This is a genomic window from Pseudomonas spelaei, assembly GCF_009724245.1.
Lineage (GTDB): Bacteria > Pseudomonadota > Gammaproteobacteria > Pseudomonadales > Pseudomonadaceae > Aquipseudomonas > Aquipseudomonas spelaei.
The window spans coordinates 217,153-231,226 of the sequence record NZ_WNNK01000008.1; the positions used below are offsets into that span (position 1 = coordinate 217,153).

Consider the following 14,074-nt stretch of genomic DNA (forward strand, 5'->3'; position numbering starts at 1 on the left):
AGATTTCAGCCCATCAGGACGAGTCGTAGCAGAGGCTAAATTGAAGAAGTTTCATACGTAACACATAGATTCAACCCTACAAATACCCAGATTTGTCCGAAGGTAAAACCAACAAAAAAGCCCTCCAATACGCCTCAACATCTCACTGATTAAAACCATGCCGGAGTTTTGCTATATGCGTTTTCCTGACAATCCTACCTACGAAATCAATTCCTGGTTATCAAATTCAGATCCCAAACCTCAGTCTGCAACTTCATCGGCGCCCTCATCACACCCCCCACAGGGCTCTTCGAATTCATTCTCCAATTCCAGCAGTTGGCAAACCTCTACGCCACCGCAGACCTCCTACGATGTTTTGACCAATAAAAAAGCACGGGATCTTAATGCAGAGAAACATCTCGCAATTGCAGCACTGAATCTCAGAAATCCCCGTGCAGAGCTGGTAACCGTGGATACACCTGGCAGCCTGAAAATCCTGTCAAAACCCAACACAGTAAATAAGTTCGTACTCACAAAAGATAACCAAATGATCATTGGAAACATTGATAAAGATGTCCCTCCAAAATGGCTATCACACCCCACAATCGCTGAAATCGGAGCTGGCAGTGGTCAGTCAAGTAACGTCGTCAGCGCCGGATATATCAAAAAAGACTTTACTGGCCAAACACGTCTTTCCAATACATCAGGGCATTATCAGCCCACGGTTCGGGACTTACGGCCGACCCAAGAACACTTGAGAAACATGGGTGTAGATTCGACAAAAGGGCAATGCACAATCGCCTGACTACATTCGGAGCCCTTCAATCCGCACAACTGAAAATTGCATTCAACGAGCACAAATAGTCATACCACTCCCATCATTTCTAAATCTGTCAGTGCCGCCTGAAAAAGGCGCTTGAATTCAGCGTGATGAACTGAGCAAACGCTGGCCCGCCCAGAGAACGGGCTGGGCCGGTTTCTATTCATTATCCAACTCCTTGCGCCGATACGGAAACACATCAATCACCTTCCCCGCGCGAATCGCCTCCTGCAGTCCCTTCCAATAGTCCGCGTTGTACAACTCGCCATGCAGTTCATCGAACAACTTGCGCTGGCCGGCATCGGCAAACAGGAAAGGTGGAAACTCTTCGGGAAATACGTCCAGCGGCCCGATGGAGTACCAGGGCTCCGAGGCCATTTCATCTTCCGGGGTACGCGGTGCCGGGATGTGGCGGAAGTTGGCTTCGGTCAGAAAGCAGATTTCGTCATAGTCGTAAAACACCACGCGCCCGTGACGGGTGACACCGAAGTTCTTCAGTAACATGTCGCCGGGGAAGATATTCGCCGCTGCCAGTTGCTTGATCGCCAAACCGTAGTCTTCCAGCGCTTCGCGCACCTGGGCCTCGTTGGCGTTGTCCAGGTAGAGGTTGAGCGGGGTCATGCGTCGCTCGGTCCAACAGTGGCGGATCAGCACGGTATCGCCTTCGACTTCGACCGTGCCGGCCGCCACTTCAAGCAGTTCGGCCAGGCATTCAGGCTCGAATTTGCTCAAGGGGAAACGGAAGTCGGCGAACTCCTGAGTATCAGCCATGCGTCCGACGCGATCGACGCTTTTCACCAGGCGATACTTCTCGATCACCGTGGCGCGGTTGACGTTTTTCGACGGAGAGAAACGGTCCTTGATGATCTTGAATACCGTGTTGAAGCCCGGCAGGGTAAACACGCTCATGACCATGCCACGCACGCCCGGCGCCATGATGAATTGGTCGTCGGTGGTGGCCAGGTGGTTGATCAGCGCCCGGTAGAACTCGGACTTGCCGTGTTTGTAGAAGCCGATGGAGGTATAAAGCTCGGCGATGTGTTTGCCCGGCAGGATGCGCTTGAGAAAGCCGATGAATTCCGCCGGCACCGGTACATCCACCATGAAATAGGAACGGGTGAAGGAGAAGATGATCGACACATCCGCTTCATCGGTGATCAGCGCGTCGATCTGGATGCCGCGCCCCTCCCGGTGCAACAGCGGAATCACCAATGGCCATTGCTCGTCGCGGGTGTAGATACGCCCTACCAGGTAGGCGCCTTTGTTGCGGTACAGCACCGAAGAAAACAGCTCGACGTTGAGCTCCGGATCCTTGCAGACCCAGTCCGGCAAATTTTCCCGCAACTGCGCTTCCAGTCGGCTCAGATCCGCCGGCAAATCGGCGTAGGGTTCGCTGAAGCTGTAATCGGCAAAGATCTGCTCAAGCATGCCTGACAGCTTGCCTTGCGGCTTGTAGGTGCGGGTTTGCGCGGCCCGGGCCCGACGCAGGCTCGGGCGGGTGGTGTGAATGAACATGCAGCCGTCGCTGATCAGGTCATGGCTGAACAGCCCGCAAAAGGTCGAGTTGTACCAGGTCTCGGACAACTCATCGTCAAAGCGCAGATCAATCAGGTTGATGTAGGCGCTTTTCACCAGCGGCCAGGCTGCAATGTCGAGCAACGATGCCTCGTCGAAACCGGCCCTCAGGCGCGCGATCACTTCGCTGACTTTTTCTTCGTAGAGGTTGATACGGGCTGTCGAGGCCGCTTGCCCCAACTGCCACTGGGCCTTTTCGAAACGTTCCCGGGCGCCGTCAGTGATCTGGCGAAAATGCTCGCGGTAATCGTCAAAGCCGTCGAGGATCATTTGCGCAATGTCGAGGGCGGGCGTTTGCTGCGGCATAAGGGAAACCTCTGCGGGCATTTGGAAGACCTGAGCTTAGCCAGTGTCGGGGGACAGGAGAAGGGTCATTTTTCCGGCAGCCCCCATGACCCGATTTGTTCTGTAAATAGTGGATTAGCAATTGTGTCAGGCAGGCCGTTGGGCAACACTTCCACCCTCATCAAGTAGGAATTTTCCGTGAGACCTGTCGACACCCTGCACCTGCTGGTGCTGGCCGCTATCTGGGGCGCGAGTTTTTTGTTCATGCGGATTATCGCGCCCGAAATCGGCACGATTCCTACGGCGTTCTTTCGCGTGTCGATTGCCGCCACCGGCCTGCTGGTGATCCTGGCGATGATGCGGGTGCGCTGGGACTTTCAAGGCAAGTTCAAGACTGTCCTGCTGCTGGGGGTCATCAACTCGGGGATTCCTGCGACCATGTATTCAGTGGCCGCCCAAGTGCTGCCGGCTGGTTACTCGGCGATTTTCAATGCCACCACGCCGCTGATGGGGGTGTTGATTGGCGGCCTGTTCTTCAGCGAGCGCCTGACTCCATCCAAGATCACCGGCGTCTGCCTGGGGTTGTTCGGTGTTGGCATTCTGACCCGCGCCGGCCCCGTGGCATTCGACATGGAACTGCTGATGGGCGCCCTCGCCTGCTTGTTGGCAACGACGTGCTACGGTTTCGCCGGGTTTCTGGCCAGGCGTTGGCTCGATCAACAAGGTGGCCTTGATAGTCGCTTGTCAGCCCTCGGCAGCATGCTCGGCGCGACGTTGTTCCTGTTGCCCTGGTTTGCCTGGAGCGCAATCAGTCATCCCCCGGCCAGTTGGGGCGGTTGGCATGTGTGGCTGTCATTGCTGGGCCTGGGGCTGGTCTGCACGGCGTTCGCCTACATTCTGTACTTCCGCTTGCTGACGGCCATTGGGCCGGTGAAGTCGATGACCGTCACCTTCATGATTCCGCCGTTCGGCGTATTGTGGGGGGCGCTGCTGCTGGATGAGCCTTTATCAATGGCCCATCTGTATGGCGGGGTGTTGATTGCAGGGGCGTTGTGGTTGGTGCTCAGACCGGGAAAACTGGCCAAGCCCCTGTAGGAGCCTACTCGCCCCTACAGGGTGTTTATTGATCAGCTTTTACGAAACACAAAAGCCAATCCGATGATGATCAGCCCCATCCCCAGCAGGCTCAACATCGCCAGCCTGTTGCCAAAGATCAGGTAATCCATCACCGCCGTCACGGCCGGTACCAGGTAAAACAGACTGGTGACATTCACCAGATTGCCCCTGGCGATCAGCCGGTACAGCAGCAAGGTTGCCAGCAGTGACACCACCAACCCCATCCACAACACAGGCAAGTAAAAGCCCGTGTCGTGCTCAAAGTGAAACGGCTGGAACGGTACGAATACCGCGCACAGCAGCAGGCCTGCCAGGTACTGCACGGGTAGCGTGCCCAACGGGTTATCGGTGATGCGCTTCTGCATGATGGAACCGAAGGTCATGCTTGCCAGGGCCAGCAAGCCGAACAGCATCCCCGCCATAGACATGCCGGACAAGCCGATGCCCTGGTAAACCACCATGATCAACCCCGCCAGCCCCAACGCCAGACCGAACATCCGGCTCCAGGAGCGCTGGCGCTCCATCAGCACCACGGTCAGGATCGGTTGCACGCCCATGATGGTCGCCATGACGCCCGGCGTGACTTTGAGGTCCAGGGCCAGCAGATAGAAAATCTGATAAGCCCCCAACAGCACCAGGCCGGTGGCCACCGCGTACCGCAGCGGTTTGCCGGGGCGCGGTAACTTGAGCTTGAGGATCGGCACCAGGACCACCAGGCCCACAAGGGCAATGGCAAAACGGATCAGCAGAAAAGCAAAGGGCGATGCATGGGCCAGGCCCAATTTGGAGAAAATCGCCCCACTGCTCCACAGCAAGACAAACAGACTCGTCGAGGCCGCCGCGGCCACGGATTGTTTCGAAAGAACAGACATAGGTACCACCTGTCATCAGGCAAAAAGCCAACTCAGCCGAGGCTGAAACTCAGTAGGTTTTCTTCAGGCGGGCACGGGGTAACAGCAATCAGCTGATCAGCCCGAAATGCCAACGCCCGGCGGTGATACGACTGCGTACACCGGCGTGCTACTGACAGGTGGGGGGTAATGACTGATCTGCGCAGGCTGCTGGTTCCCGCACGGCACGACCACAGCGCTGACCGCTGAATCGACTACCGCTATGCACAGGGAAGCTGGCATGTGCTGATCTTTTTTGAAGGGATAAAAAGGTGCTGTGAAACACCTGAGGCTGACTATAACCAGCTGGCGACATGCTTTGCAACGACTTCGCCAAAAGGCCAGTAAGGACATATGGAGGCACCGCACCTAGCCTTGGGAAAACCAATGCACTCCACCTCAGGAGGATCTCTCCCCAATGACCGCCAATGCCAAAAAAACGCGACTCTCTGCGATACCAGCTCTACCGATCCAAAGCGCTACGCCTTGCGAGCGCCTCCACTCATCAGTGGTACGAAAGCCTGAAACAGACTGGAAACGAGGAAATTGACTTAACAAACGTCCGATTCGAAACAATCAATGCCCATGCACTGGCCGCCTATCAAGACTGGCGAGAAGACTCACACTTTTCATGGGACGAGGTCACAGGCTGGAAGGCAAGTGAGCCGATGGCGTTCGATTTATCCATCTGGTACGGAAACGAACTCTGTGGACTGTGCTTCGCCAATCCAAACCAGAGCCGGCTAAGGATCAAGATCATCCGGCTGGAAGGAAAACCTGGAAAGCTACACCCCCTGAAAAGCCGCATAGCCTCATTGACGATGATTGCCGTTGATCACTATGCCCGGATCATTGGTAGTCAATGGATAGAAATCCAGGAACCCGCACCTGGCGCTATTTCCATCTACCGTGATCTCGGCTTTGAGTTCGACTCACGAGGCAGGCTTGTGATAGCGGTAGAGAACGAATAGCATCATAAATATGTTCAATTAATGATCAGCATTGGAGGCAATATGGGAGCACTTTTTGAAAAGCCCGGCACCCGAAATGCATCTTCCAAGGCAGTCAGAGACCCCAAGACTGCCCCACTTAGCGCCAATCAGCGTCGCTTTCTGAATGCGGCCATGACAAGTGACGTTGAGGAACCCTGTCTTTTGGCAGGCTGCCCAGACAAGCCAAAAACATAAAAAAACCGCTCATCCGAGCGGTTTTTTTATGCCTGCAAAGGCCTCAACCAAACAGCCAATACCCCAATGCCCCCAGCACCACTACCGCCAACACTGGCCGCAAGATGCGGTACGCCTTCGGATACTTGCGCTTCCACTGCTTGACCCCACCGCTGAAGCTGTCGCTGAAACGCTTGCTCCAGGCGTAGGCCTGGTTAATCCCGCCGACGCGCTCGTCATCCAGGTTCTGCGGCGCCGTAGCGCGGCCCAATTGGGCGCTGACCCAGCGGTTGATACGGGTCATCAACCGGCTGCTCAACGGGCGTTCGATGTCGCAGAACAGGATCACACGGGTTTTCTCGGTTTCGTTCTTTACCCAGTGCACGTAGGTCTCGTCGAACATCACGTCTTCACCGTCACGCCAGGCATAGACCTGACCGTCGACAAAGATGCGGCAGTCGTCGGAGTTGGGGGTCGACAACCCCAGGTGATAACGCAGGGACCCGGCAAACGGATCGCGATGCGGATTGAGGTGGCTGCCACCCGGCAACAAGGCGAACATCGCGCCCTTGACGTTAGGAATGCTGCTGACCAGGGCCACGGTTTTCGGGCACAACAGCTCAGCCGACGGCAGCGGTTTGTCGTACCACTTGAGGTAGAAACGCTTCCAGCCTTTCTTGAAGAACGAGCCAAAACCGGCGTCGTTGTTCTTCTCGGCGGCGCGAATGTAGCCCTCGTCAAACAGGTGCATGGCCTCTTCGCGGATCACTTCCCAGTTGTTCTTGAGCACATCCAGTTCCGGGAACTTGCTGCGATCCAGGTAAGGCTTGGACGGTACCGCAGAAAAGATGTACATCAAGGCGTTGTAGGGCGCGAACAGCGCCGAGTGGTTGACGAACTGGCGCAACATCGGAAGGCGCGCCTTGCCACGCAAATGCACATAAAGCGTACTGCCGATAAACAACAGCAACACCGACAACTTGGCGGCCAAAGAAAAGGTCATGCAGCAACTCCTGGAAATAGGCGCCTGGCCAACAACCTCCCACTGAAGGGAAACCAGACGTAGCAGCCGGCCATGATAAACACTCCGGGCCTCGGGAAAAACCCGCGCAATCCAACAATCGGTGTTAAGCACTGCGCGATGATGGGCCAATTATGCATAAGGCCCACGCAATCGGGCTGATTTGGGTCAAGCCTGGTTTTCCTGATCGGTAAACAAATCGCTGAACAACATGCTCGACAGGTATCGCTCACCGGAGTCCGGCAGTACAACGACGATGGTCTTGCCCTGCATTTCCGGCTTCTGGGCCAGGCGTACCGCCACGGCCATCGCGGCGCCACAGGAAATACCGCAGAGAATCCCTTCCTCTTGCATCAACCGCAGGGCCATGGCCTTGGATTCGTCATCACTGACCAGCTCAACCCGGTCGACCATCGACAGATCGAGGTTTTTCGGCACAAACCCGGCACCAATACCCTGAATCTTGTGAGGGCTGGGCTTGACCTCCTCGCCGGCCAACGTTTGGGTAATCACCGGAGAAGTGATGGGCTCCACCGCCACCGACAGGATCGGCTTGCCCTGGGTGTTCTTGATATAGCGGGACACCCCGGTGATGGTACCTCCCGTCCCCACGCCCGCCACCAACACGTCCACCGCGCCATCGGTATCGTTCCAGATTTCCGGACCGGTGGTTTTCTCGTGGATCGCCGGGTTGGCCGGGTTATCGAACTGGGCCGGCATAAAGTATTGGGCCGGATCACTGGCGAGGATTTCCCCGGCCTTTTCAATCGCGCCCTTCATGCCCTTGGCCGGTTCGGTCAACACCAACTCGGCCCCCAGGGCCTTGAGCACCTTGCGCCGTTCAATGCTCATGGACGACGGCATGGTCAACAGCAACTTGTAGCCCCGGGCGGCGGCGACAAACGCCAGGCCGATCCCGGTATTGCCCGACGTGGGCTCGACAATGGTCATCCCCGGTTTGAGTTTTCCGCGGCTTTCAGCGTCCCAGATCATGTTCGCGCCAATCCGGCACTTCACCGAATACCCCGGGTTACGCCCTTCGGTCTTGGCCAGGATCGTCACGCCACGGGGCGCGATACGGTTGATCTGAACCAGGGGCGTGTTACCGATGGAGTGCGCGTTGTCTGCAAAAATGCGGCTCATGACGGGTCCTCATTGCACCATTTGGAGAGGTCCCAAGGGTATGCCTCGTGTCCCGAGGCGTCCAGTCAAGGCGAACGCCCAGCGCGGACTGAACGCAATGTGACTGCCCATTCAGAGACTGAATAGCCCGTCTGCGTTCACAGTCGCCGGGCCTGCGCGGTATAGTCGGCCCATTACTGATGATTCGTCCCCAGGCCCGCCGCCTGTGGGCGTCACGCTCGAGGAATGACCGATGAAGTTCGAAGGCACCCAGGCCTACGTTGCCACCGATGACCTGAAACTGGCCGTCAACGCCGCCATCACCCTGGAGCGACCATTGCTGGTCAAGGGCGAACCGGGCACCGGCAAGACCATGCTCGCCGAGCAACTGGCCGAATCCTTTGGCGCCCGCCTGATCACCTGGCACATCAAGTCCACCACCAAAGCCCATCAGGGCCTGTACGAGTACGACGCGGTCAGCCGCCTGCGGGACTCGCAGCTGGGTGTGGACAAGGTCCACGACGTGCGCAACTACCTGAAAAAGGGCAAGCTCTGGGAAGCCTTCGAGTCCGAGGAGCGGGTAATCCTGCTGATCGATGAAATCGACAAGGCTGACATTGAGTTCCCCAACGACCTGCTGCAAGAACTCGACAAGATGGAGTTCTACGTCTACGAAATCGACGAGACCATCAAGGCCAAGAAGCGTCCGATCATCATCATTACCTCCAACAACGAAAAAGAGCTGCCGGATGCGTTCCTGCGCCGCTGCTTCTTCCACTACATTGCCTTCCCCGACCGCACCACGCTGCAGAAAATCGTCGACGTGCATTACCCGGACATCAAGAAAGACCTGGTCAGCGAAGCCCTCGACGTGTTCTTCGACGTGCGCAAGGTGCCCGGCCTGAAGAAGAAACCTTCCACCTCCGAACTGGTGGACTGGCTGAAGCTGCTGATGGCCGACAACATCGGTGAAGCGGTGTTGCGCGAGCGTGATCCGACCAAGGCCATCCCGCCCCTGGCCGGTGCCCTGGTGAAAAACGAGCAAGACGTGCAACTGCTCGAGCGCCTGGCGTTCATGAGCCGTCGCGGCACTCGATAAGGGCAATCGCCATGCTGCTCAACCTGTTCAATGAAATGCGTGCAGCCAAGGTGCCGGTCTCGGTGCGTGAACTGCTGGACCTGATCAACGCGCTGAAACAGCGCGTGACCTTCGCCGACATGGACGAGTTTTATTACTTGGCCCGGGCGATCCTGGTGAAGGACGAACGGCATTTCGACAAGTTCGACCGGGCCTTCAGTGCCTATTTCAACGGTCTGGAAAAACTCGACGACCACCTGCAGGCACTGATTCCCGAAGACTGGCTGCGCAAGGAGTTCGAGCGTTCGTTGACTGACGAAGAACGTGCGCAGATCCAGTCCCTGGGCGGCCTCGACAAGTTGATCGAAGAATTCAAGAAACGTCTGGAAGAACAGAAAGAACGCCACGCCGGCGGTAACAGGTGGATTGGCACCGGCGGTACTAGCCCGTTTGGCTCCGGCGGCTTCAACCCGGAAGGCATTCGTGTCGGCGACGCCGGCAATCGCCAGGGCAAAGCGGTCAAGGTATGGGACCAGCGCGAGTACAAAAACCTCGACGATCAGGTAGAACTGGGCACCCGCAACATCAAGATCGCCCTGCGCCGCCTGCGTAAATTCGCCCGTCAAGGCGCGGCGGAAGAACTGGACATCGACGGTACTATCGACCACACCGCCCGCGATGCCGGCTTGCTGAATATCCAGATGCGCCCGGAACGGCGCAATACCATCAAGCTGCTGTTGCTGTTCGATATCGGCGGCTCGATGGACGCCCATGTGAAGACCTGTGAAGAACTGTTCTCGGCCTGCAAGACCGAGTTCAAGCACCTGGAGTACTTCTACTTCCACAACTTCATTTATGAATCGGTGTGGAAGAACAACATGCGCCGGGGCTCGGAACGCACCTCGACCCAGGACTTACTGCACAAGTACGGCGCCGACTACAAAGTGATCTTTATCGGCGATGCAGCCATGGCGCCTTATGAGATCACCCAGGCGGGCGGCAGTGTCGAGCACTGGAACGAAGAGCCGGGCTATGTGTGGATGCAGCGGTTCATGGAGAAGTACAAGAAACTGATCTGGATTAACCCGTATCCGAAAGACACCTGGGGTTATACGGCGTCGACCGGCATCGTGCGGGATCTGATCGAGGACCAGATGTATCCGCTGACGTTGCGCGGGCTTGAGGAAGGGATGCGCTTCTTGTCCAAATAACCAATTCTCAAAATCACGACGCTCAAATGTGGGGGCGGGCTTGCTCGCGAAGGCGGTGGGTCAGTTAATACATGGTTGACTGACACGGCCTCTTCGCGAGCAAGCCCGCTCCCACATTTAGTTCTGCGGCGCTCTTCAGTCTCTGGCAAATCGTCGCAAATATTCGACGTGCTGCTGATGCGCCGTCTCCTGCACCACCGGCGCCAACCGCACCTTCTCCCCCGGCAAACACTGCGCCAGCCGCGCCAGCGCCAACGGCGTCAATGCCCCCAATCGCGGATAACCGCCAATGGTCTGCCGGTCGTTAAGCAACACAATCGGCTGCCCATCCGGCGGCACCTGGATGCCCCCCAACGGGATACCTTCGGAAATCAGTGACCGTCCCTGATACTCCAACGGCGTCCCCAGCAAACGCATACCCATGCGGTCGGCACGGCTGTCCAGGGTCCACTCGGTATTGAACGCATCAAACAGGCTCTGCCCTCTGAACTGACCGATCTGCGCCCCAACGATCAACGCCAGAGGCGCCTTTGATTGCAGGTTCGGCAACTGCTCGGCAGACAACACGCGCATATCGCCGCCTGTGCCGGAGTACCTCAGATATGCCCCCTCGGACAGCGCCCGACCCAAGCCGTCCAACCCGCCCAACTCTTCACGTCCGACACTGGCGCAACTGCCAAGTACCTTCGGCGCATCAAAGCCTCCCGGTGCCGCCAAATAGGCTCGGGCACCGCTGAATGGCTGAGTGAACCGCAAGCGCTGGCCTTTTTGCAGGATAAAACTGCGTCCGGGGCTGATCGCTCGCTCATCCACATAAGCCCCAAGGTCCGCCCCGGCCAACGCCAACAGGCAATATTCCTCAGCCTGCACGGTGAACCCGCCCAAGGTGATTTCCACCACAGGCGCATCCAGTGCATTACCCAGCAACCAGTTAGCCCAGGACATCGACACCCAATCCAGCGCCCCCCCCTGAGTCACGCCCAGGTGCCTGACACCAAAACGTCCGGCATCCTGCAGCAGGCACAGTGGGGTGCTGGCCTCGATCAACAAGCGGCTCATGCCTGCGCCTCCAACGGCGTGTCATCGCCATCCAGGTGGATGAATTCGGCATGATCGACGGGCTCGAACCGCACAGTATCTCCCGGCTGCATCAGGCTATAGCCATCGCGCGCTCGATCGAACAGTTTGGCCGGGGTGCGGCCGATCAGGTTCCAGCCGCCCGGCGACACCACCGGATAAGCGGCGGTTTGTCGTTCGGCGATGCCCACGCTGCCGGCTGCTATCCGCTTGCGCGGGGTGTTCAGCCGGGGAGTGGCGAGCACCTCATCCACCAGCCCCATAAAAGCAAAACCTGGGGCAAAACCCAGGGCAAACACCTGATATTCATGTTGGCTGTGACGACGAATCACCTCCTCCACCGACAGGCCGCTACGCTGGGCCAACACTGTCAGTTCTGGCCCGACAGTGAGGTCATACCAGACCGGCAGCACATGGCACTGTCCGCTGCCCTTGGGCTCAGGTTGCAACCCATTCAGCGCCAGGCTAATCAACTCCCGAGCCTGGGCCGGGCTCAACGCAAGCAGGTCGTAATGCACCATCAGGGTGGTGTAAGACGGCACCAGGTCCACCAGCGCCGCACCAAAGCCTTCCCGCAGGCGACGAGTGGCTGCCAGCATCCAGGGCATATTGTCTTCAGCAATCACATCAAACAGACGCACCATCAGGCAATCGATGGCCACCACTTCAATCCGCGGTTTCATCGTAGGGTCAAGGCCTCGCGGATGCGCTGGACCGCCGCCACCGAACTGACATTGTCGCCGTGCACGCACAGCGTGTTGGCCTGTAAGTACAAGGCACTGCCGTCACTGGCAGTGAGTGGTTCACCACGGGAAATGATCAAGGCCTGCTCGACGATTTGATCCGGGTCGCGATGCACCGCACCAGGCAACAAGCGGGAAACCAGATGCCCGGCGCTGTCATACGCCCGGTCGGCAAATGCCTCGAACCATAACGTCACGCCATATTCGTCACCCAAGGCCTGAGCGGCGCTGTTGTCGCGGGTGGCCATCAGCATCAGCGGCAACTCACCATACGCCGCCACGGCCTTGATCACCGCGCGCAATTGCTCGGGCTTGGCCATCATGTCGTTGTACATCGCACCATGGGGTTTGACGTAACTGACCCGGCCCCCCTGGGCCCGGCAAATACCTTCAAGGGCGCCTATCTGGTAGTGCAGCAGGTCCTGGATTTCCTGGGGCGTATAAGCAATGGAGCGGCGGCCGAAGCCCGCCAGATCCTGATACGCAGGATGCGCACCGACCTGCACACCATGCTGGAACGCCAGGCTGACGGTCTTGCGCATGATGCTCGGGTCACCGGCGTGAAAGCCGCACGCCACATTAGCGCAGTCAATGAACGGCATGACTTCGGCATCCAGACCCAAGGTCCAGTTGCCAAAGCTTTCGCCGATGTCGCAGTTCAATAGCAGGCGGCTCACGGTAAGGACTCCTGTAGGCATTATTTTTTTGTAGTGTGGGATCTTTTACCAAGATCTCGCAACGATGTTGTCCTGAACCCCCACGACGCTTATCGTGAGACGGCTCGATTTTTGGCGTTTGCCTCAGGCGGCGTCCAACTAATAAAAACCGATCCATGCATAAGAAAAAGTTGATCCCATGAATTTGAAGTTCCTTGAAACCTTCGTCTGGGTGGCCAAGCTCAAGAGTTTTCGCCTCACGGCAGAGAAACTCTTCACCACCCAGGCCTCGATCTCCAGCCGCATTGCCGTGCTGGAAAGCGAGTTGGGGGTGAAGCTGTTCCTGCGCGACTCCCGTGGTGTAAGCCTGACGCCGGAAGGCTTGAAGGTGCTCGACTATGCCGAGCAGATGATGCTCACCATGCAGGGGCTCAAGCAATCCCTGGAAACCACCAGCAGCAAGGTTGGACGGATCCGCATCGGCGCCATGGACACCGTGATCCACACCTGGCTCAGCCCGTTGGTGGCAGAGCTGATGGACCATTTCCCGCTGGTGGAAATCGAACTGGTCGCCGATACCGCATTGAACCTCAGCGATCAGTTGCAAAAGGGCTTTCTCGACCTGATCCTGCAAACCGACCTGCTGCGCCAGGAAACCCTGCGCAGCCTGGAACTGGCCAGCCACCCCATGGGCTGGATTGTCGCCAGCCAGTCGATCTACAACCGCGACTATGCCTCCCTCGCCGACCTGGCCCAGGAGCGCATCATCACCTACTCGAAAAACTCCCATCCCCATCAGGATGTACTGAGCCTGATGCAAGCCAACGGGGTGGCCGCGCCGCGGATGAACTGCGTGAACTCGGTGTCGGCGATTACCCGTTTACTGCGCGATGGTTTCGGTATTGGCGCATTGCCACCAGTGCTGGTCAGCGAGGAACTGGCACGAGGTGAGTTGGTGATGCTGCCCATGGAGCAACGGCCGCCGAACTTGCAGGTGGTGGTGTCGTGGCGGGTTGGCGTGGAACTGGTGGAAGAGATTGTCGGGCTGTGCCAGACGGTCGTGGCCCGGTATGCGTTGGAAGTGGGTGAGGAACTGATGGTGCTCAGCAAACCTTCGACTGGCACCTGACCGACTGACGAAACCGGATTAACTGTGGGAGCTGGCTTGCCTGCGATAGCGGTGGGTCAGCAGGCATTTCTGGTGCTGATACACCGCTATCGCAGGCAAGCCAGCACCCACAAGGACCGTGCCAGGATTGGCCTTAAAGTCCCTTCAAATCCCGCTCTTCAATCGGCCGGCTCTGGCGCAGGCGCTTGCCGCCCAGCACGACCCAA

The 14,074-nt window shown here is 57.8% G+C and carries 13 protein-coding genes and 1 pseudogene; 6 read left to right on the forward strand and 8 right to left on the reverse strand.

Annotated elements, in window-relative coordinates; all coding sequences use genetic code 11:
• The first annotated feature begins 175 nt into the window (after positions 1-175).
• Positions 176-784, forward strand: coding sequence for a hypothetical protein (locus GNF76_RS12135; RefSeq protein WP_155583389.1), 609 nt, complete (start codon positions 176-178; stop codon positions 782-784).
• Positions 785-958: 174 nt separating this feature from the next.
• Here GNF76_RS12135 and aceK read toward each other — a convergent pair whose 3' ends face one another.
• Positions 959-2,680 carry a bifunctional isocitrate dehydrogenase kinase/phosphatase gene (aceK, locus tag GNF76_RS12140; RefSeq protein ID WP_155583390.1) on the reverse strand — a complete coding sequence of 574 codons (1,722 nt, stop codon included), beginning with the start codon at positions 2,678-2,680 and terminating at the stop codon, positions 959-961.
• 177 nt (positions 2,681-2,857) lie between these two features.
• Here aceK and GNF76_RS12145 point away from each other — a divergent pair, with 177 nt between their 5' ends.
• Entirely contained in the window at positions 2,858-3,754 is an 897-nt protein-coding gene (locus tag GNF76_RS12145) for a DMT family transporter (protein WP_178123295.1), read from the forward strand.
• Between the two features lie 32 nt (positions 3,755-3,786).
• On the opposite strand, the gene GNF76_RS12150 is transcribed toward GNF76_RS12145, so the two are convergent.
• On the reverse strand, positions 3,787-4,647 hold the full coding sequence (locus GNF76_RS12150) for a DMT family transporter (protein ID WP_155583391.1): 861 nt from the start codon (positions 4,645-4,647) through the stop codon (positions 3,787-3,789).
• Between the two features lie 446 nt (positions 4,648-5,093).
• On the opposite strand from GNF76_RS12150, the gene GNF76_RS12155 reads away from it, so the two are divergent.
• Complete coding sequence (locus GNF76_RS12155; RefSeq protein ID WP_155583392.1) at positions 5,094-5,636, forward strand: hypothetical protein; 543 nt, start codon at positions 5,094-5,096, stop codon at positions 5,634-5,636.
• 259 nt (positions 5,637-5,895) lie between these two features.
• Here the strand turns inward: GNF76_RS12155 and GNF76_RS12160 are convergent, their stop codons facing one another.
• Positions 5,896-6,834 (reverse strand): aspartyl/asparaginyl beta-hydroxylase domain-containing protein, encoded by a 939-nt coding sequence (locus tag GNF76_RS12160; RefSeq protein WP_155583393.1) that lies wholly within the window; start codon positions 6,832-6,834, stop codon positions 5,896-5,898.
• Between the two features lie 186 nt (positions 6,835-7,020).
• A complete protein-coding gene (gene cysK, locus GNF76_RS12165; RefSeq protein ID WP_155583394.1) occupies positions 7,021-7,995 on the reverse strand; it encodes a cysteine synthase A in 975 nt (324 codons plus the stop codon).
• A gap of 232 nt (positions 7,996-8,227) precedes the next feature.
• On the opposite strand from cysK, the gene GNF76_RS12170 reads away from it, so the two are divergent.
• Positions 8,228-9,073 (forward strand): AAA family ATPase, encoded by an 846-nt coding sequence (locus GNF76_RS12170; RefSeq protein WP_029292347.1) that lies wholly within the window; start codon positions 8,228-8,230, stop codon positions 9,071-9,073.
• An 11-nt stretch (positions 9,074-9,084) separates the two neighbouring features.
• On the forward strand, positions 9,085-10,263 hold the full coding sequence (locus tag GNF76_RS12175) for a vWA domain-containing protein (protein ID WP_155583395.1): 1,179 nt from the start codon (positions 9,085-9,087) through the stop codon (positions 10,261-10,263).
• Positions 10,264-10,398: 135 nt separating this feature from the next.
• Here GNF76_RS12175 and GNF76_RS12180 read toward each other — a convergent pair whose 3' ends face one another.
• Genes GNF76_RS12180 through GNF76_RS12190 form a run of 3 tightly spaced genes read right to left on the reverse strand, consistent with a single transcriptional unit; the run spans position 10,399 to position 12,760 of the window.
• Positions 10,399-11,322, reverse strand: coding sequence for a 5-oxoprolinase subunit C family protein (locus GNF76_RS12180; protein WP_155583396.1), 924 nt, complete (start codon positions 11,320-11,322; stop codon positions 10,399-10,401).
• Positions 11,319-12,023, reverse strand: coding sequence for a 5-oxoprolinase subunit PxpB (gene pxpB / locus GNF76_RS12185; protein WP_155583397.1), 705 nt, complete (start codon positions 12,021-12,023; stop codon positions 11,319-11,321). Before pxpB ends, GNF76_RS12180 begins: the two co-directional genes overlap by 4 nt.
• A complete protein-coding gene (locus GNF76_RS12190; RefSeq protein ID WP_178123296.1) occupies positions 12,020-12,760 on the reverse strand; it encodes a 5-oxoprolinase subunit PxpA in 741 nt (246 codons plus the stop codon). The genes pxpB and GNF76_RS12190 overlap by 4 nt, the downstream gene beginning before the upstream one ends.
• Positions 12,761-12,938: 178 nt before the next feature.
• Here GNF76_RS12190 and GNF76_RS12195 point away from each other — a divergent pair, with 178 nt between their 5' ends.
• Entirely contained in the window at positions 12,939-13,868 is a 930-nt protein-coding gene (locus GNF76_RS12195) for a LysR family transcriptional regulator (protein WP_155583399.1), read from the forward strand.
• Between the two features lie 133 nt (positions 13,869-14,001).
• Here GNF76_RS12195 and GNF76_RS12200 read toward each other — a convergent pair.
• Positions 14,002-14,074: pseudogene (locus GNF76_RS12200) on the reverse strand (DUF2937 family protein); the annotation flags it as partial.

Bases quoted from the DNA above. Each gene is read 5' to 3' on its own strand.
- GNF76_RS12135 (WP_155583389.1), top strand. From the start codon at position 176: ATGCGTTTTCCTGACAATCCTACCTACGAAATCAATTCCTGGTTATCA.
- aceK (WP_155583390.1), bottom strand. From the start codon at position 2,680: ATGCCGCAGCAAACGCCCGCCCTCGACATTGCGCAAATGATCCTCGAC.
- GNF76_RS12150 (WP_155583391.1), bottom strand. From the start codon at position 4,647: ATGTCTGTTCTTTCGAAACAATCCGTGGCCGCGGCGGCCTCGACGAGT.
- GNF76_RS12155 (WP_155583392.1), top strand. From the start codon at position 5,094: ATGCCAAAAAAACGCGACTCTCTGCGATACCAGCTCTACCGATCCAAA.
- GNF76_RS12160 (WP_155583393.1), bottom strand. From the start codon at position 6,834: ATGACCTTTTCTTTGGCCGCCAAGTTGTCGGTGTTGCTGTTGTTTATC.
- cysK (WP_155583394.1), bottom strand. From the start codon at position 7,995: ATGAGCCGCATTTTTGCAGACAACGCGCACTCCATCGGTAACACGCCC.
- GNF76_RS12170 (WP_029292347.1), top strand. From the start codon at position 8,228: ATGAAGTTCGAAGGCACCCAGGCCTACGTTGCCACCGATGACCTGAAA.
- GNF76_RS12175 (WP_155583395.1), top strand. From the start codon at position 9,085: ATGCTGCTCAACCTGTTCAATGAAATGCGTGCAGCCAAGGTGCCGGTC.
- GNF76_RS12180 (WP_155583396.1), bottom strand. From the start codon at position 11,322: ATGAGCCGCTTGTTGATCGAGGCCAGCACCCCACTGTGCCTGCTGCAG.
- pxpB (WP_155583397.1), bottom strand. From the start codon at position 12,023: ATGAAACCGCGGATTGAAGTGGTGGCCATCGATTGCCTGATGGTGCGT.
- GNF76_RS12195 (WP_155583399.1), top strand. From the start codon at position 12,939: ATGAATTTGAAGTTCCTTGAAACCTTCGTCTGGGTGGCCAAGCTCAAG.